Source organism: Myxococcus hansupus, from assembly GCF_000280925.3.
Lineage (GTDB): Bacteria > Myxococcota > Myxococcia > Myxococcales > Myxococcaceae > Myxococcus > Myxococcus hansupus.
Genome location: NZ_CP012109.1, coordinates 6,082,493 through 6,100,214 on the forward strand (window position 1 = coordinate 6,082,493; position 17,722 = coordinate 6,100,214).

The following is a 17,722-nucleotide window of genomic DNA, read 5'->3' on the forward strand; positions in this document are numbered from 1 at the left end:
TCTCCCGGCCCACCCACGGAGCCTGGCCCTATGGAGCAGCCATCCGCTCCAGGACGCGCGCGGCGATGTCGTCCGGTGAGTGCAGCGAAGTGTCCACCACGAGGTCATACCCTCCCGGGTCGAGCAGCGCAGCGGCCGCATCGGGGCCCGCGATTTTCGCCAGGTTGGCCAGGTCGGTCACATCGCGCGCCGCGAGCTGCTCGCGCACTTCGTCCCCTGTTCCCGGTGCGTCGCCCTCGGCGTGCCGTGTAAGTACCCGCCGAGCACGCTCCTCCAATGGGCATTCGAGCAGCACCCGCAGGACGCGGCCACCTCGTCGCTTCAGCTCCGGCTCCCATCGAGACACCACCCAAGGTCCGAAGAAGCTGTGGGTGAGTGCGCCCCCGCGAGAATGCGTTCCGCTTGAAGACCGTCGAGGAATGCATCCAGCTCCCGCGCGGCACTGGCACTGAGTGACGTACCGTAGCGCTGCACGCTGTCGAAGCCCCGGACCGCCGACATCCGTCGCTTGAGGTCCCCAACATTGTACGCGCGCAAACCCACCGCGATGGCCAGCCGCTCCGCCAGCGTGTTCTTCCCCGCGCCGTGCCGCCCTCCAATCACGACAGTCCAAGGGGCCTGCACCACCGCGCCGCCCGCACGCGTCTCCACCTTGCCCGGAAGCCTGCCCTGATAGACGCGAAGCAGCTCCTCCGCCGACTCGCGTGACTGCGCCTCCAAGAAGCGAGCGCTGGCGACCTGGAAGGCCCTGCGCCGGGGTGCGTCGTCCGGTGAGATGCCGTGGCTGGCGAGCACGTTGCCCATCCCCGGCGCCTGCCGCTCCTTCGGCGACTCGAGCACGTCCACCGCCTCCTCCACCGAACGCAGCGGGTCCACCATGTCGAGCACCTCCGCCCCCCTCGACACGTTCGCCCCGGAGATGCGCACCGCCTTGAGCCTCACGAACAGCCCCGGAAGCAGCGCGCCGTTCATCTCCCGCTGCACGTCGTCCAGAAACGCCAGCACCTCCTCGGCGGACGCGGGACAGGCGAGCCACACCTGAACCTTGTCTGGCGGTGCCCTCGCGATGCGCACCCGTTCGCGCCACCCCGGACGCAGGTGGCGGAGCACCGCGGCCGCCACCAGTTGGATGGCCTCCGAGCCCGCGTCGAAGCCATAGAACTCATTCACCGCCATGATGCGCGCGCCCATCCGCACGCCCCGATGCACGGGTCCCCACTTGATGGGACGGTGCTCCTGCTCCTCGAAGCGCTCCGAGGTGTACGCGCTGTCCGTGAGCTGGAGGAACGTGTCCTCCGGTCCCAGCCCCACCCCGAGCAGCTCGCCCTCCAGCGCCTCCTGACACAAGAGCCCCGTCACCGGGTCCCGCAGTTCCCTCGCCACGGCCAGAGCGCCATCCGCGTGGAGCCAGCGCAGCAGGGAGCTCGCCTCGGGCTTCAGGATGGCCGAGTCGGACTCCCCTGCCTTCACGTCCTCCGGTGGATGCTCCACCAGGACGATGCAGTCGCGGCGCATCTTGGCCCGCTTGCACAACGACGTGGCCAGCGCCATGGCCTCGGCGAAACACTCCTGCGCGGGGCCACGTGACTTCGGCACGGGCGTCGCCCCAATGGACAGCGTCGGCGCCCAGAGGGCACCGTCCTGGAACGAATGGACCTGCACGTCCACGCCCTCCCCATGGCGTGCCCGAAGCCGCTGCTCCCAGAGGTGCCGTGTCGCCGCGGCGTCCAACTCCGGGCGCTTCCAGACCAACAGCTTCAGCCCACCCTCCGGCTCGGAGAACCAGGCGGCCACCGAGGCCAGTCCCCCCACGTCCTGCTCCCCCCCATCCACGCCCGTCACGCGCAGGACGGCCAGTTCGTCCGTCAGGTTCCGCGCGGACTCACGCATGGACGCCAGCGTGCGACCAAACTCGGCGGCCGTGGCGCCCGGGCGAGAAATGACGCCGAACTCGTCTCCCGAGAGGTAGCGGAAGAAGCTCGCACCATCACGCTGGGCCACCAGGTCCAGCCGCTCGAAGAGCCGCCGAATCATCCCGTGACTCTCATCGCCCACGAGACGGCGGCCGTAGAGACGGTTGAGGCACTGAAGCTTGTCGATGTCGCCCATGGCCACCCACAGGCCCCCTGCCCCCGCGCGCCCACGCTCGGTGAAGACGCGCTGACCGTCCAGGCGTTGCGCCGTGGCCGCGCCCCGGAGCGCGTGGCGGTAGAGCGGCTCCAAGGCCTCCTCCGACACGCGGGTGTGCACCGCCAGCGCCACACCCGTCTCCTCGTTCCAAGCGAGGAGTTCGTGAGGCACGTTCTCCACCAGCAGGTGCTCGAGGATGTCCCACGCCAGCTCCCCGACTGCGTCCGCCGTGTCACCCTTCACCACCACCGCGCCATGCCGCCAGCCCCGCACCAATCCGGCCGAGGCGTGCCCACGTTGCACCGGCAACGCCAGAGGCGTCCGCGTCGTGCTGACGAAGACGCGCAGCGGCTCCACCCCCTGCCCCAACCGGACTTGAAAGTGAGCGGACTCGCGGCCCTCGGGTGACAGACGTGCCGTCCATGCCGTGCCCTGCCGCGCCTCCACGTAGCCCAGCACCTGGGCGAGCCGGGCCCGCGTGAGGTGGTGTCCCCAGGGGGCCCTCGGAAAGAGGACGTGCTGCGGTCCTCCTCGGTCAGCCCCGTGCGGAACCACCCCGAAGACGTCCGAGCCCAAGCGGACCTCCTCGATGCCCGGGCCCATGGCACACCAGGAACAGCCCTCCACGGGCCCGTGAGGCAGCAGGGCTTCGCCAGGGAGCGGCGCGGGCTCGCGCTCCGGTGTGGCGTGCGGGGTCAGGTGCGGTGGGAGTGAAGGAGGAACGGAGGCGGCGGAGACCGAGGGCTCGCTCATGAGGTGGGGGCTCCGGGTTCAACGTTGACGGCGGGCGGTGCGGGCACGGCAGACGGGCGGTGCAATGCGAGCAGCGCCAGCGGGATGAGGCCCGCCACGACGACGAAGAGGCCCTCCGCGCCAAAAGCCGCTGCCAGGGAGTGGCGATCCGCCAGCACACCGAACAGCGGTGAGAGCGCCATCAGCACCAGACTCTGAAAGAAGCCCGCGAAGGACATCACCGTGGCGCGGTGCGAGGAGGGTGTGTCCCGGTGGATGGCGTCGTTGACCAGCGGCCGAACCAGTCCACTGGTGACCTGACTGATGAGGATGATGGCCACGCCCACGAGGCTCGTCGTCCACGCGAGGAAGAAGTAGTGCGCCGCCAGCAGCACGGGGATGGTCAGCAGGGCCAGCGACTCCCCCAGCCACTTCGCCAACCGGTGCGCGTTGCGCGCCGCCACCGCGCTGGACACCATCCACACGAAGTAGATGGCCCCGAAGAACTTCAGGTCCACCCCCGCGTCGTGCATGTACGGCTGCGAGAACTTGAAGCCCGTCAACATGGCCGCGCCCATGAAGCCGGAGAAGAGGACGAGGTAGCGGATGGAGCCGCTGTTCCACACCACGCCCGCCGCGTGACGCATGTGCGCCACCGAGGGCTTGTCTCGTGTGGAGCGATGGTGCGGTGGCTCGCGGAACGTCAGTGCCACGGCGAGCGCCGCCACGGAGCCCAGCAACGTGAGCAGCACGGGCAGCCGCAGCGACACCTCCGCCGCCGCCCCGCCGATGAGCGAGCCCACGCCCATGCTCCCCAACCGGTAGGACCACGCCTTCCCTTCGTGCTGACGGTACTCGGCCTCGCGCCCCAGCGACTTGAGCGTGTCGTAGAGGAAGGCGGAGTCCGACCCCGACTCGAAGGCCAGGTGGATGCCCAACACGGCCGACGCGAGGATGAAGACGCCCACGCCGTCTCCGAGGAGGAACAGGGCGAGGAAGACCACCTTGCTCACCGCCGCGATGAGCAGCGCGTACTTGCGGCCCCAGCGGTCCGCGACCACGCCGCTGGGCACCTCCAGCGCGAACTGAAAGACGGACTGCACCACCACGAGCAGCATGATCTCGCCGTAGGTCAGCCCGCACGCCTGGTAGTACAGGATGGCGACCGGGAACCAGAAGCTGAGCGTGGACAGCAAGGAGTACGCGTAGAAGCGTGGCACGTTGGGCGCCAGCAGCGGCGCCGGGCTGATTGAGGACACGGAAGCTCCCGGGGGCGGTCGAAGGACGGTTTCAGCCAGCGGCGATGAGGGACTCGGGCGAGGTCGCGGCGAGACGCAGCTCCCACGCCTGGACGACGCAAGCGGCGACCTGCACGGGCGTCAGCCCCGCGGTGTCCACGTGCCGCTCCTGCCATGAACTTCCGGCGGGCCGTGCGGCGCCCTCCGACAACCGGACCACCAGCCCCGCGCCGGGCACCCTTGGCGCGACCGCGGGCCGCGTGTCCGCGAGCACACTGGGACTGGCGCGGAGAACGGCTTGGAGCAGACCGTCCAGTTGCGCCCAGACACCAGGGTCCCTCGCGAGTTGCTCCTCTCGGGCCAGCAGCTCGGGCGAGGCGGACTCCGCCGCGGAGTCGTCGAGCCCGGGCCTCACCGCCCCCCGCTCCACGGCGCGGGAGAGCGCCGCGACCACCGAAGGCAGCAATTGACCGGGCGAAAGGGTTTCGTGGTGAGCCACGCGCCTCAACAATGCCTGGGGCCGCACCAACGCCCAGCCCAGGCGCTGGGCGACCTCCCGGGCGGCCGCTTCGACGAGACCCGGCTCGCGCCCCGTCACGACGCAGGAACGTGCCGGCGTCGCGGGAACGCCCAGCAGCCGGATGGACTCCTCGTTCGTCTCGCGGTGCTCGGAGGGCGGCGCATCCAGCGGCACCCACCGCGTGTTGCGCTCCTCCAAGACGCGGTGCAGCTCCGAGCGCACGAAGTGCCTGCGCACGTGGCCTCCGCCAAAGCCCCAGGTGGCGCCGGGCAGGGGCCCCGACTCCTGGTACACATAGCGGTCCGTCTCCACGAGCTGCTCCGCGGCCGGTCGGGTGCCGAGCCTCGAGATGAAGCCCGTGCGCTCCACGAGGTCGCACGAGATAGGGACCACGTGCGCGTGGGCATGGGTGTCACCCCGGTCCGCGCAGTGGAAGCGGCAGATGGCGGAGCGGCCGTGCTCGTAGACGCCCACCTCGCCGAACACCGCGTGGACACGCGCGGCGGCCTCCTGCTGGGCCAGGCGCAGGCGCAGGTACTCCAGGCCGTCGAGGTCCTCGGCGGAGGGGACATGCGACTCGGACACCACCAGGACGTGGCCGACGAGCGCCGGCCGCGCGTCACACAGCACGCGCGCGCCGGGCAGGGTGAACAGCACCCGCTCATGACCGGCGATGCGACAGAAGGGACACTCACTCACGGCCGGACTCCTTCACGGGCGCGAGTGGGCGCCGCGTTACCTCGTGTGGAAGGCAGGCGGGCCTCCTCGACGGCCCGGACGATGTGCTCAGCGGTGGCGTCCACCTCCTCCTGCGTGGTGAAGCGGCCCAGCCCCAGGCGCAGGCTGGCGTTGGCCAGGTCCTCCGACACGCCCAGCGCGAGCAGCACGTGGCTGGGGCGCAGGCTGGTGGACATGCAGGCCGAGCCCGTGGAGAAGGCCACGTGGTGCTGAAGCCGCTCGATGAGCAACTCCCCGTCCACATCCTCGAAGCTGATGTTGAGATTGCCGGACAGCCGGTGGTCCAGGTCGCCGTTGACGTGGAGCCCCTGGAGCCGCTCACGCAAGGTGTCGAGCAGGCGCGTGCGCAATCGCAGCAGGCGGACGCCCTCCTCTTGCATCTCCGCCATGGCGAACTCGCAGGCGGAGCCGAGCGCGACCAATTGATGCACGGGCAGCGTCCCCGCGCGCATGCCACCCTCCTGCCCGCCTCCGAGCAGCAGCGGGGCCAACCGCCCCCGCGAGGCACGGGGCCCCACGTACAGCGCGCCAATCCCCTTGGGCGCGTAGAGCTTGTGGCCCGACAGCGACAGCAAGTCCACGTGGAGGGCGCGCACGTCCAACGGCATCTTTCCGCACGTCTGGGCCGCGTCCGTATGAAAGAGCGCCCCCTGCTCGCGGCACAGCCGGCCAATGGCCGCCACGTCGTTGAGGACGCCCGTCTCGTTGTTGGCGTGCATCACACTGACCAGGAGCGTGTGGGGCCGCAGCACGGCCCGGACGTGCTCCTCGCGCACGCGCCCATCACGAGGCACGCGCAGCACCGTCACCTCACACCCCTGCCGCTCCAACCAACGTACCGGCTCCAGCACCGACTTGTGCTCGATGGCCGTGGTCACCACGTGACGGCGGGCCTGCCGGCTCGCCTGGAAGACGCCCAGCAACGCCAGGTTGTTGCTCTCCGTGGCGCCGCTGGTGAAGACCACCTCATCGCGCTCCGCGCACAGGAGTTCCGCGACCCGCGCGCGTGCGATGTCCACCGCCCCCTCGGCTTCCCAGCCATAGGCATGCAGCCGGCTGCCGGAGTTGCCGAAACGCTCGACCAGATACGGCAGCATCGCCTCCGCCACGCGTGGATCGCAGGGCGTTGTCGCATGGTGATCCAGATAGATGGGGCCACGGACTCGCGCTGGCGCGCGCGCGTCGGTGGCCGAAAGCTGGGTTGAGGCCCTGCCTGGCTCCATGATGCTCCCCCCCGGGACGCAAATCGCAATGAATGTGTCTGACCCGTGCCTGCCCGCAAAGAGATACAGCAAAGACTTTGAAAACTCCAAATCCCTGACTGACCACCCGCGTCAGTCTTTTGAGACGCAATGCGGTAGTTTGGCAATGCCTCTCGGTGATGCACTGGAATTTTCAAAACCCACTGGGCGGCTCGACGCAGAGGGCCATCCGCCCCACCCTCAAAACATCAGACACGGACAGCCCGTAACGCCGTGCCAGCCCTGCCTGGATGTCGAAACACCGGCTAGGATGTGGCGGCGGTAGAGGCGCCCATGAGGTGAGGAGTCGAACGACGTGAACGGTCCGGACAGTGGAATGGCCCTGGGGGTAGGGCTCGGCATGTTGCTGTTGTTGGTGGTGGGAGGCGCCGTCGGATTCGGCGCCGCCCTGCTCATCAAGAAGCTCTTCAACCTCTCGATGCTCGCGGCGGTCGGCGTCGGCGTCCTGCTGGTGGTGGTGGGCGGAGTCGGACTGTTCGCCGTGGTGTTCGACGACCTGACCTCCACGTGGTGGGCCGCTCGAACCGCGAAGCCGGTGCACTTCACCGTGCCCAAGGGCTTCCACGGCCAGTTCCACCTCGTCTTCGATCCGAACGGACCCGCCGTCAACGAGGTGAAGGGCAAGCTCGAGGTGCCGGTCGGTGAGGCGCGGGTGCAGAAGGTGAAGGCGGGTGTGGGGCTCGACAACGACTACGCCCAGTTCGAAGCCCACGACACCGAGGGTACGCCCGTTGACGTGTTCCTCGACTCGAGCGGCAGCCAGAATGGCCTCGCGTACCGCGGGTTCTGGTTCGGCGACCAGACGGGGCGGACCTACGGCGAGTCGCCCATCCTGCCGCCAGAGTGAAGGGAGCGGATGGGCGGGCGGTGGCCACCACCGCGCAGCGCGCATGATGCCGGTGGGCTTCAGGGCCAGGTCACGACCCTGAAGCGAGCTGCGTGGTGAGCGCCCTGCCCGCTCGGCACGTCAACGCCGCCGTCCGCCGCGCCCTGGCCGTCTTCCATTCCGGGGTGCCTTGCCTTGATGGCCCCGGTTTCCGCCAGGCCTGGGCGCGCCACGCTCCCGGTCCTGCCGAGGGAGCGGACGCTCACGGGTGGCCTCGGCAATCTCGTCCGGCATCCAGGGCCGGTCGAGCAACTCCTGAAGCTCAAGGAGCGAGCGAGCCTCGACCACGCCCCGCCGGCCCCGAGCCACGCTGAAGCGCGGAGGCCGGTCGAACGCCGGCAACTCCTCCTCCACCAAGGTGCGCGCGAGCTTCTCTGGGAGCTGCAGCCGCACCACGCCTCGCGGGGCTCCGTCCTGCAGCACCTCCACGTCGTACTCGAGTGGAACCGCCTGCTCCCGCACCAATACAGCGTCCGGGAGTGCCAGGAGCGCCTGACGTGTCGCGGGCGGCACGAGCGCGTCCAAGTCGAGCCGCAGCGGGCGCGCCTTGAAATCATCGAGCGTGTCCACCCCGTCCAGTTGCGCCTCGTAGAGCGCGGTCAGCTCCGGGAGTCCCAGCGGCGCGGTGGCCCCGCCCGAGCGTCGCCACAACTCGCGCACCTGGGCGATGGCGACGCGGTGACGGTCCACGGCGGGATGGGGTGCCTCGCCCTGCGCCAGCGCCTCGGCGAGCGCATGCCGGACCGCCTGGGCGAGCTCCGGCCCCCAAGCGCGCAGCACCTCGAACTCTCGTTCGAGCTCGAAGCCGAAGAAGTCCACCCGCGTCTCGAGCACGATGGAACGAAAGCGCGCGTCGTAAGCGGGCGCCGCCGAGTGGCGCCCGGCGTAGCGACGCAGCAGGGATTGCGGCAGGTGGGTGCCTTCGATACCCGCTTGCGAGTCACCATTGCGGTCAGCGAAGTAGCGCAGGGTGCCCGCCACCGCGCCCAGGTTGCCGCACACGCTCGTCTTCGACACGCGCGCGACCTCGCCCCAGGCGGTGCGTTCGTCGAGGACCAGGTCGAAGGGCATGTAGCGCGCGAGCAGGTCGCAGAACCGCCGATGGACCCGTGAGTCCGCGTAGGGCATGCGCGCGGGCAGCGCCAGCCCCACGCTCCGGTACACGCTCGCCATCGCGAGCGCCGCGTCCTCCAGGGCCTTCACCAGCACCCCACGGACCTCCGCCCAGGCCACGAGCTTCTCCGCGTCAAAGACGTGGCGCGGCAACCCCTGCACCTCCCCCACCGAGCCCGCTTCACGGAAGGCATCGGCGTAGAGGTTGTACGCGGTCAGGTGGTCGCTGCCCGTGACGAGCAGCCCCTCCAGGTTCCGCTCCTCGCGCGTCATCCGGTGCAGGGAATCCACCGAGCTGCACACCGCGAGCACCGGCAGCAAGGCGTCCTCCCCGTTGACGATGAGCTCCGCCCACGGACGCTCCACGGGCAGGGACTCCACCGCGCGGCCGTAGTCGGACAGCCGCCCTTCCGCGTCCACGATGTTGCGCGCCTGCAGCTTCGCGAGCGCCCGGCGATAGGCATTGCGGTCCAGCGGCACGGGCAGGTCCAGCTCGTCCGCCCGCACGCCCAGGGCCGCGGCGGTGAGCGCCACCCGCTCCGGCTCGCCCGCGAGTTGGAACTCGGGCTCGGTGGGCCGAAGCGAAGCGAAGTGCAGCGGGCGGTCGCTCAGGATGAAGACACGCCCGCCCTCCACCCGCCCGTGCACGCGCCCCGCCATCTGCAAGAGCTCGTTGTTGCCCAGGTGGACGCGGGTGAGGACGTTTCGGCCGCGCTCCACCAGGTTCGTGAAGCGCATGTCATCGATGACGACCGTGTCCAGTCCCGGCACGTTGAGCGCGCTCTGCCCCGCCGCCGTCATCGCGAGCACGAAGGGCCGAGGCGCCGTGCCCTCCAGGAAGGGGCGGATGGCGCGCAGCGGTTCGCCGCCGTGGTAGTGCGCCGCGTGGACCTCCGGCGCGGACGCGCGGACGTGGGCCGCCGCCTCCTCCACACCCGCGCGCGTGGCCAGGAACACGCCCACGCCGCGTCCCTGCTGCTGCACGTCCTCCAGGAAGTCATCGTCGAGGAAGGACAACGGCTGACGGCGCGCCACCTCCACCTGGGCCGCCTTCCTCGGGTCGAAGGAGGTCACCTGGAGCACGTCCGCGCTGTCCAGGTAGCGCGCGTAGAAAGCCGGGTCCACGGTGGCGGACAGCCAGATGAAGCGGCAGCCCACGCGCTTGCCCAGGGCCAGACACAGCTCCAGCTCGGCGGAGGTCTGGTGAATCTCATCGACGATGAGCGTGTCCTCGCGCTGAATGGCGCCCACCTGGAACCAGCGCCGCGCGATCCCCGTGGTGACGATGACGACGTCCGCCAGCGGCGTCTCCGCGGTGGCCTCCCGCTCGCGGTTGACCACCGCCACCCGCAGGGGCCGCCGGCCCACGATTTCCTCCGCGATGGGCCGGATGGCGAGCGTCTTGCCAGTGCCCGTGCCCGCGACGATGCCGAACCCCTGCCCGCTCCGGGCCAGCTCGCGGAGGCGCTCGCCGTGGTGTTCTTCCAGGTAGGTGCGCAGCTCCAGCCCCACCGCCAGCTCGATGGTTTCACACGCGGCGCGCGTGGGCGCGATGACCACCACCCGCCCCCGAGGAGGCGTGACGGAGGAGGAATCGCCGGGGCGCGGCGGCAGGTATCGGTCGGTGGGCGTACGCACGGAGGCCAGTGATACGCACGGACGGTGTCCAGGGGAAGCGATTCGCCCGCGCGAGCCCCGCCGTGGGGAGCCAGGCCTCCGTACGAGGCCTGGCCCGGGAGGTGGCTTCCGGTTGAACCGCTGTCCTGCCCCCTGCGCGCCGTGGCGCACGGTCCATGTCATTCCCGGAGGTTGAGCACCCCCGCGCCCCTGACTTCGCGCAGGTCCACCCGAGCCACCTCGCCGGTGTCGACGTTGTATGCCAGGAACAACTGGCCGGCGCGCACGAGGAGCGTGCCCCCATCCTCGCTGATGTCGAGCACATCGCTGACGGCTTCGATCTCGAGTTCGCGAACCTCGTCGCTGTCGAGTGAGTACTCGTACATGCGAGCGGTGCCGGCGACGGTGTTTCCCTCGATGAAATACAGCGTGCGTCGCTTCGAGTTCAACCCCTCGAACTCGCCCGTGCTGCACCAGGTGTCATGCGTCCGCCAGACGCGCTCCTCACCGGTGCGGAGATTGAGGCGACGATACGTTCCGGGCTTCGACTCATCGCACGCGCGGTTCTCGTCGAAGAAGCCCTCACGGTAGTAGTACACCGTGTCGCCGACCAGGAACGGCACCAGCATGCCCTTGCGCGGCACGTTCTTCAGCGGTGGGCCAATCTTCCAAGGCTTGGTGCCCGTGGGCTCCAGCGTGGCGATGCGCACGCTCCCGTTCTTCTGACGCAGCACCGCGCGTGATTCCCCCTTCACCGGAAAGACGCCCGCGGAGTCCTGGAGGTTGCGGTCGAGCACGCGGATGCCTTGGGACCGCGGGCCGAAGCTCCAGCTCCACCATTCGAGATAGCTGTGGTCACCGGTATGGACGAGCACGCGAGCGCCGTCCTGGGTGAACTGCTGGGGGCTCTGGGTGCGGAAGATGCCGTTGTCGGTCCACGCTTCCGGCCTTCCCGTGGTGACGCCGATGATGCCGTCGAGGTCCCCCATGATGATGAAGTCGCCGCTCTTGTTCACCCCTCCCGGCGTGATTCTGGGTGTGGGAATGTCCCGGCCCGACAACCTCACGTGGGTCATCTTGTTCCCGAACTGACTGCTACTGATGTGAGCCGTCATCGCCCAACGCCCCGTGGAGGGATGAACCACGAGGTTCCACAGCGTACAGGGCTTGGCCTCCCGCTTGAGGACGCCCTTCTCGGGGCCACCGAGCATGCGGAACTCGCGGAACTGCTCGCACTCCACGATGGCGCGAGCACCTTCCGGGTCGACGTACATGAGCTTCCCCTCGGACAGCGCCAAGAGGGGGACAGGGGAAACAACGGGGTCGGTTGACGGAACGGGGTCGGCCCACGCCGTCGCGGACGCGGCCAGCAGCGCGGTCAGCGCCGCGCGCCTCAAGGTGTCGTGCATGCACGTGAAGACGGAGACCTGGTTTTTGTATTCACACTCCGTGCGTCCGGGTGAACTCCATCACCCAATTCGTCTCCCAGGTCTCGCCATCCAGAGAAAAGGCCTGCTCCCACCGTGCGCGGTCCGTCCCTTGCCGCGTCCACCGGAACTGGACCTGAACCGGGCGGCCGTCGTCGGTGTCCTCCCCGTAGAAGACGCCCTGGTCTCCCGTGAAGCCTCCGTGTACGGGAGGCTGCAAGGTGGCCCCGCGACTGTCGACCCAGTAGATGGACCAGCGGCGCTGCTGCAAGTCGAACAGCCGCAGCGCCACGCCGGAGAAGCCGCGCTCGAACTCAGCTTCTTCGACATTGGCCACGCCGCCCAGAAGCCGCCGGCAATTCGCCTTCGAGGAAAAGCGGTCCCACTCGTCACTGCCAGCCAGGCGCTTCTTGAGACGTCGGTTGTGGCAGGTCCATTCGCCCAGGAAGAAGTCGAAGTCGTGCACATCGCCAGTGGGCGCCGGAGGAAGAGGCTTCATGGGGAAGAGTCCTTTCAGGTGATGGCTCAGCGGAGCTGCGAGCGGAGGGTGGGAACCAGCGTCAAATGTTCGAGCGGAGCGCACAACGCGGGGGCGAGCCCGGGCAGCACTTGCTCCGTCCAGGCGGTCGACCGGGCCCGTTGCTCGCGGTGCGACTGGTGGCGTTCCGCGGAGGGGAACACGGTGAGCCACGCCAGGACGTGCTCCCCCGTTCGCACGGGCAGGGCCGGGAAGGTGTTCTCCGCGGGCTCGGTCTGGAACAGACCTTGAGGCGCTGCGCCCAGGTCCCTGAGGACAGGCCGCAGACGCTGTTCAAAGAACCCGTGGAGACGAGCATCGGCGGGGGCCTTCAGGAAAGCGAGCGTCACCTCCACCCGTGAGGTGGGAAGGATGGCCGCGTCTCCATGTGGCCTGGGCGAGCCCGGATGTTCGAGCCCTGTGTCCGCACGCACCGGGCGCAACAGCAGGACATTGTCGGAGTCCTGCATCGTCGCGTTCGCCGCCTCACGGTGCGCCTTCCACACGGGCCCTCCGTAAAAGGCGCCCAGCGCCGCACGCCGGGATGACATGTCCGGGAACCCGCGCAGCCACACGAACCTGTCTGTCCGGTCCTCATCGCGGAACTGCCCGACGATGTGCATCCCCGCCGCTTCCTGAGACTCCACGAAGTGCTGGTCGAAGAGCGCGATGAGGGCGTCTCGCTGGCCAGGCCGCAGGGTGTACTGGCGAAGCTCGAGGACCGAACAACATGGGGTCGGCACGGATGACATGGGGGGCTTCCGGGGTTCGGGGCGGAAGCCATCCTTGCCAGCAAACTGGTAGGGTCATGAAGACCACTTCGGTTCGAATGGGCCCTACCAGTTGAAGACTTCTTCCGGCGTCGTCACCTCGCTGCTGCTCCGGCTGGACCCGCGAATCTCCACGCCGCTCCACGAGCAGATTTTCGAGGGCGTCCGCCTGCGCATCCTCCGCGGAGAGCTGGCGCCCGGATGGCGACTCCCCTCGTCTCGCCAGCTCGCCACGGAGCTGGATGTGGCCCGAAGCACCGTCCTCCAGGCGCTGGATGCGCTCGCCGCCGAGGGCTACATCGTGACCCGAGCCGGCGCCTCGACCCGCGTCGCGCCCGAGCTGCCCATCGCGCCCGAGGACCGGCCTCGGAGTCACGCTGCACACAAGTCCCGAGGCCCCCGGCTTGCCCGTTCGGCTCGGGCCCGGAAGGCCGCGCCAGTGGGTGCGCCCCGGTTGGGCGCGGCGCCCCGTGCCTTTCGCCCGGGCGTCCCCGCGCTCGATTTGTTTCCGGCCGCGTTGTGGGGTCGCACGGTGATGCGCGTCCACACGCGCGCGAGTACCGGGCTGCTGGATGGGGGCGACCCACTGGGACATGCGCCCTTGCGCGAAGCCATCGCCAACCACGTGTCCGCGTCGCGTGGGGTCCGGTGTACCGCCGAGCAGGTCTTCGTGACCTCGGGGACGCAGCAGGCGTTCGACGAAATCCTCGGGCTCTCGCTCGACCCGGGAGACGCGGTCTGGGTGGAAGACCCGGGCTACCCCGGGGTCCGTCGCGCGGTGCTTGCCGCGGGGGGCCTTCCGGTGCCCGTGCCCGTGGATGCGGACGGGCTCGACGTGGGCGCGGGCGTCGCTCGGGCACCCCGTGCACGCGGAGCGGTGGTCGCACCCTCGCATCAGTATCCGCTGGGTGCCACGTTGAGCCTGGCCCGGCGAATGGCGCTGCTGAAGTGGGCGGAGCGCACGCGGTCGGTCATCATTGAAGACGACTACGACAGCGAGTTCCGTCACCGGGGTCGTCCCCTCACCGCGTTGCAGGGGCTGGATGAAACGGGCTGCGTCGTCTACGTCGGCACGTTCAGCAAGTCGATGTTCCCTGGCCTGCGGCTGGGCTTCTTCGTCGCGCCTCCGCCCCTGGTGGATGCCTTCGCCGCGGCCCGAGCGGCCTTTCCCGCACCTGCCTCCGCCCTGGAGCAGGCGGCATTGGCGGTGTTCATCGAGGAGGGCCACTTCGCGCGGCACTTGCGCAGGATGCGGGTGGCCTACAGGGAGCGCGGCGAAGCCTTGCTCGAAGCCCTTCGAGCGGATTGCGCTGGAGCGCTGACGCCCCGCGCCTGTGACACCGGCATGCAGCTCACCGCGTCACTCGCAGCGCCCCTGTCCGACCAGCGGGTCCGCGACGAAGCAGCCCGCCGAGGGGTCGAGGTGGCCGCGCTGTCCGACTACGCCTCCGGCCGACACCGTGAGGGAGGCCTTGTCTTTGGATTCGGGTGCGTGCGGCCAGAGGCGCTCCGTGAAGGGACGCGGACACTGGCCCGCGCGCTGGAGGCGGCACGAGAATTCGGCACGATACGCCCCATGGCAAGACGCCCTTAAGCCTAACGCGGTCCACGCTGTTTTCTGGTGTTCCGTCCCCCAACACGCTTCGGTGCACCTCCCTCCGTGAAACGGCGCCCCAGTGGTCTCGTGCGTCAGAAGACCCGCACGCCATGCACTGGTGGTCGTGCCTGGACGTCGCCCACCTTGCACGCTGCCTGTCTCGCCGCGTTTGCATCCATGCCGCAGCGGCCGGGTTCTGGAGAAGGACCGGAGCGGTCCTTTGCCTCGCACACGCGGCCGACAGTCGCGACGGACACAGAGGGGGACGCCATGAGTCATCATGACGATGGCGAAGGGAGAAGCACCGAAGCGCTCAACCAAGCTTCCCTGGAAGGCGATGAGGAAGATGAGCGCGCCTGGGACGCAATCTGGGCGCTGCGTCGCCGGGGGACTCGCGACGTGCTGAACGCCGCAATCCATCTGCTTGGTAGTTCGTCCGCGAAGGAGCGATGAGTGAATTCTGAGACCGGTGGGCGGCCCAAGCCGATTCACGGAGAAGCTGTCCGTCGCGCACGCGGCGGCGAAATCAGGGCGATAGCAATAACCCCACGAAGGACGCGCTGACACCCGTTGTCACACTGCCCCCACGTTCATTCGTCGTGCCCCTGCGTGCCCCGTTTTCATCTCCCTGCGAGTCGGCCAGGCGCCCGCCGTGGTGTTTCACGGCGAATTCGCAGCCACCGTCTGAATTCATACACGCCGCACGGCCGTGGACTCCCGACGCAACAACAAGTGTGCGATACACTGGAAAGGAGTCCCGATGTCGACGGTCGGAATCTACATGCTGCCCGAATACGGCGGCCTCAACGCGACCTTCTCTCTGGCGGGGGCGATGGTGCGCCGGGGCCATCGTGTCCGCTACTTCGTGCCGGAGTCCTTCGCGGAACATGTGTCGCGGCAGGGCTTCGAGTTCAGCCGATACACGCAATCCCTCCGTGTCACCGCGAGCTGGGCAACTCGCGTGCCGGGTGTTCGTTTCCTGCACCTGCGCGCGCGATACCACGAGCACCTCGCGGCGGCATTCAACGCCTGGGTGGACACGGATGGGATCGATGGCGTCCTCGTCGATCCCGTGGTGTGGGACATCGCCGCGGGAGCGCACGAGCGCGGGCTGCCATACCTCAGCCTCAACCCAACCTACGCGGCCCCATTCTCGCTTGATTATCCCTCCGTCCACTCGTCGGCCATCCCCAGTTCCAGTGGCCCACTCGCCCGCGCACGCAACCTCGTGACGTGGTCGCTCCATGCGAAAATCCCCGTGCGCCGGGGACTGTACGACCACGGAATCCGTTGGGCGGGGCACTCCGCGTTCCGAAGCATGCGGCGCGCAGGACGCCGTGTGCGATGGGGAGACTTCGGTTATCGGCCCGACGTGGAGGAGCTGGTGATTGGCCCCAGCGCGCTGGACTTCGAGCCGCTGCGAGCACTTCCCGGCAGGCACTACCTGGGCACCTGTGTGGAGCCCGCACGCGACGACGGCGCATTCGATTGGACCGGCCATGACGCCTCGAAGCCGCTGGCGTACTGCTCGCTGGGGACGTTCGCTGAGTTCCTGCCGGACTCACACCGCTTCTACACCGCTGTCATCGAGTCCTTCCGACGACGTCAGGGATGGCAGCTCATCGTGAGCTGCGGCCCGTTGGCTCAGCAACTCCGTGGCGAGGCGCTACCCCCGACCATTCGCGTGGAGGCCTCGGTGCCTCAACTGGAGGTCCTCTCCCGGGCGAGCCTGTTCCTGAATCACGCCGGCATCGGCTCTGTCCGGGAGGCGCTGTACTTCGGCGTCCCGCTGCTCCTGTTCCCCGATGAATCAGACCAGCCCGGGCTGACGGCGAGGCTGGTGCACCACAAGCTTGGCCTCCGTGGCGACATCCGCACGAAGGATGCCCGCGTCATCACCGAGCGGGTGGATGCACTGCTGGGACGCGCCGACATCCGCGCCTCCGTGGAGGCGATGAGACACGCATGCCGTGGCTCGAACGAGCTGGAACAGGGCGTGGATGTCATCGAACGGGCTCTTGGGTGAGTAACTCACCGCTCGTGGCGAATGGCGCGGCCTTTGGGGTCCCCACGCTGGAACCCGCCCGCCAAGAAATACCCTGAAATTCACGAACCGAAGACTTTTCTGGGTGACCGTTCAACTGGGCGCGGAATGACCTCGCCTCACGTGCCTCGCATTCCGCGCAGTGTCGCGAGAGCTGGCTCATGGAGAGTCACCTCGATGTGCTTTCAGCAAGGGAATGAGACATGCGGAGCGGAATGAAGTGGCTCGCGATGGGAAGCCTTGGAGTGGCGCTGTTCACGGGGTGCGCTGGAGCAGAGACGGAGTCAGCCGGCCCTGGTGAATCGGAGACGCCCGTCAACACGACGACCGAGGCCAGCGCCCTGCTGCGCATCGAACTCGAGCCGGGACACACCGTCACGTTCTACGAGCCCGCGCCGGGCGCATTGTACCTGGCCGAGCACAAGCGGCCGGACCAGTCGTTCGTGCTCGGCGACAAGGAGGCCTCGGATGCGCTGCTCGCGTTCAACCGGCTGCGCCCCGGCGCCCCGGTCCCCGCGGAGCTCCAGGCCGCGTATGACCGCGCGCTGAGCCTTCCGAACGACGTGAGTGCGCAAGAGTTTCACGTGGGCGGGGGCCAGAGGGAGGACGCGTCCGCGCGGGCGCCGCGCCCTGGCGTCAGCGAGCAGGGACTGACGTCCTCGAGCAACGCGGCCACGTTCGTCAACAACGGCGGCTGCAACTGGGGACCGCGGTGGAGCACCTGCACGGTGAACTGGGCCAACGGCTTCTATGCCTATACGACCTCGACGTCCGGCCTGTGTGGCGTGGACCACTACTCTGGCAACGGCGTGATCATCCAAATCACCGTCGGGAGCACCATCACGTCGGTGTTCCAGGGTGCGGGAACGCACGCCCAGTACAGCCTGGGCTCCGCTGGCGTTTCGACCACGCGCCGGCTCGACATCACGAACGCCTCCGGTGACAGCTTCCACGTGGGCTGCCGCTGGGGCATCTGAGGTCATGAGCAGGTAACCGGGGACGTGCCGGAGGCCCTACTCCATGAGCCCTGCCGGTCGTCCCCACCTCTCGTCACGCGCTCCGTCTCCGCCGTCCATAGGCGGAGTGCGCGACCTGGTCCGTCGTCAAGGACTCCACCCACCTTCGTGGCCA

At 68.9% G+C, this 17,722-nt stretch carries 14 protein-coding genes; 5 read left to right on the top strand and 9 right to left on the bottom strand.

The features are described 5' to 3' along the window. Positions 1–28 precede the first annotated feature (28 nt). Genes A176_RS38775 through A176_RS23580 form a run of 5 tightly spaced genes read right to left on the bottom strand, consistent with a single transcriptional unit; the run spans position 29 to position 6,581 of the window. Positions 29–346 carry a hypothetical protein gene (locus A176_RS38775; protein WP_158513099.1) on the bottom strand — a complete coding sequence of 106 codons (318 nt, stop codon included), beginning with the start codon at positions 344–346 and terminating at the stop codon, positions 29–31. Beyond that, positions 322–2,883 carry a hypothetical protein gene (locus tag A176_RS23565; protein ID WP_144429590.1) on the bottom strand — a complete coding sequence of 854 codons (2,562 nt, stop codon included), beginning with the start codon at positions 2,881–2,883 and terminating at the stop codon, positions 322–324. The genes A176_RS38775 and A176_RS23565 overlap by 25 nt, the downstream gene beginning before the upstream one ends. Beyond that, the gene (locus A176_RS23570) at positions 2,880–4,121 is read right to left on the bottom strand and encodes an MFS transporter (protein ID WP_002636389.1); all 1,242 of its coding nucleotides are present in this window, start codon (positions 4,119–4,121) and stop codon (positions 2,880–2,882) included. The genes A176_RS23565 and A176_RS23570 overlap by 4 nt, the downstream gene beginning before the upstream one ends. A 31-nt stretch (positions 4,122–4,152) precedes the next feature. Next, the gene (locus tag A176_RS23575) at positions 4,153–5,319 is read right to left on the bottom strand and encodes an HIT family protein (RefSeq protein ID WP_002636390.1); all 1,167 of its coding nucleotides are present in this window, start codon (positions 5,317–5,319) and stop codon (positions 4,153–4,155) included. Continuing rightward, positions 5,316–6,581, bottom strand: coding sequence for a cysteine desulfurase family protein (locus A176_RS23580; protein ID WP_002636391.1), 1,266 nt, complete (start codon positions 6,579–6,581; stop codon positions 5,316–5,318). The genes A176_RS23575 and A176_RS23580 overlap by 4 nt, the downstream gene beginning before the upstream one ends. Positions 6,582–6,915: 334 nt before the next feature. On the opposite strand from A176_RS23580, the gene A176_RS23585 reads away from it, so the two are divergent. Further along, complete coding sequence (locus A176_RS23585; protein WP_002636392.1) at positions 6,916–7,467, top strand: hypothetical protein; 552 nt, start codon at positions 6,916–6,918, stop codon at positions 7,465–7,467. A 120-nt stretch (positions 7,468–7,587) separates the two neighbouring features. Here A176_RS23585 and A176_RS23590 read toward each other — a convergent pair whose 3' ends face one another. The 4 genes from A176_RS23590 to A176_RS23605 form a co-directional block, all read right to left on the bottom strand. After that, complete coding sequence (locus tag A176_RS23590; protein WP_044890729.1) at positions 7,588–10,257, bottom strand: DEAD/DEAH box helicase; 2,670 nt, start codon at positions 10,255–10,257, stop codon at positions 7,588–7,590. A 158-nt stretch (positions 10,258–10,415) separates the two neighbouring features. Beyond that, the gene (locus tag A176_RS23595; RefSeq protein WP_002636394.1) at positions 10,416–11,645 is read right to left on the bottom strand and encodes a hypothetical protein; all 1,230 of its coding nucleotides are present in this window, start codon (positions 11,643–11,645) and stop codon (positions 10,416–10,418) included. A 31-nt stretch (positions 11,646–11,676) separates the two neighbouring features. After that, on the bottom strand, positions 11,677–12,162 hold the full coding sequence (locus tag A176_RS23600) for a hypothetical protein (RefSeq protein WP_002636395.1): 486 nt from the start codon (positions 12,160–12,162) through the stop codon (positions 11,677–11,679). A 26-nt stretch (positions 12,163–12,188) separates the two neighbouring features. Further along, complete coding sequence (locus tag A176_RS23605) at positions 12,189–12,932, bottom strand: NIPSNAP family protein (protein WP_021781503.1); 744 nt, start codon at positions 12,930–12,932, stop codon at positions 12,189–12,191. Between the two features lie 91 nt (positions 12,933–13,023). Between A176_RS23605 and pdxR the strand changes: the two genes are divergently transcribed. The 4 genes from pdxR (at position 13,024) to A176_RS23620 (ending at position 17,568) form a co-directional block, all read left to right on the top strand. Next, on the top strand, positions 13,024–14,544 hold the full coding sequence (gene pdxR, locus A176_RS23610) for a MocR-like pyridoxine biosynthesis transcription factor PdxR (protein WP_002636397.1): 1,521 nt from the start codon (positions 13,024–13,026) through the stop codon (positions 14,542–14,544). A gap of 273 nt (positions 14,545–14,817) precedes the next feature. Continuing rightward, positions 14,818–15,000 (top strand): hypothetical protein, encoded by a 183-nt coding sequence (locus A176_RS38780; protein ID WP_144429591.1) that lies wholly within the window; start codon positions 14,818–14,820, stop codon positions 14,998–15,000. A 307-nt stretch (positions 15,001–15,307) separates the two neighbouring features. Beyond that, entirely contained in the window at positions 15,308–16,573 is a 1,266-nt protein-coding gene (locus tag A176_RS23615; protein WP_002636398.1) for a glycosyltransferase, read from the top strand. A 248-nt stretch (positions 16,574–16,821) separates the two neighbouring features. Beyond that, positions 16,822–17,568, top strand: coding sequence for a hypothetical protein (locus A176_RS23620; RefSeq protein WP_144429592.1), 747 nt, complete (start codon positions 16,822–16,824; stop codon positions 17,566–17,568). Positions 17,569–17,722: the final 154 nt, after the last annotated feature.

Excerpts from the sequence above, each read along its gene's own strand:
- A176_RS23565 (WP_144429590.1), bottom strand. The coding sequence starts at position 2,883 with ATGAGCGAGCCCTCGGTCTCCGCCGCCTCCGTTCCTCCTTCACTCCCA.
- A176_RS23580 (WP_002636391.1), bottom strand. The coding sequence starts at position 6,581 with ATGGAGCCAGGCAGGGCCTCAACCCAGCTTTCGGCCACCGACGCGCGC.
- A176_RS23595 (WP_002636394.1), bottom strand. The coding sequence starts at position 11,645 with ATGCACGACACCTTGAGGCGCGCGGCGCTGACCGCGCTGCTGGCCGCG.
- A176_RS23600 (WP_002636395.1), bottom strand. The coding sequence starts at position 12,162 with ATGAAGCCTCTTCCTCCGGCGCCCACTGGCGATGTGCACGACTTCGAC.
- A176_RS23605 (WP_021781503.1), bottom strand. The coding sequence starts at position 12,932 with ATGTCATCCGTGCCGACCCCATGTTGTTCGGTCCTCGAGCTTCGCCAG.
- A176_RS38780 (WP_144429591.1), top strand. The coding sequence starts at position 14,818 with ATGAGTCATCATGACGATGGCGAAGGGAGAAGCACCGAAGCGCTCAAC.
- A176_RS23615 (WP_002636398.1), top strand. The coding sequence starts at position 15,308 with ATGTCGACGGTCGGAATCTACATGCTGCCCGAATACGGCGGCCTCAAC.
- A176_RS23620 (WP_144429592.1), top strand. The coding sequence starts at position 16,822 with ATGGGAAGCCTTGGAGTGGCGCTGTTCACGGGGTGCGCTGGAGCAGAG.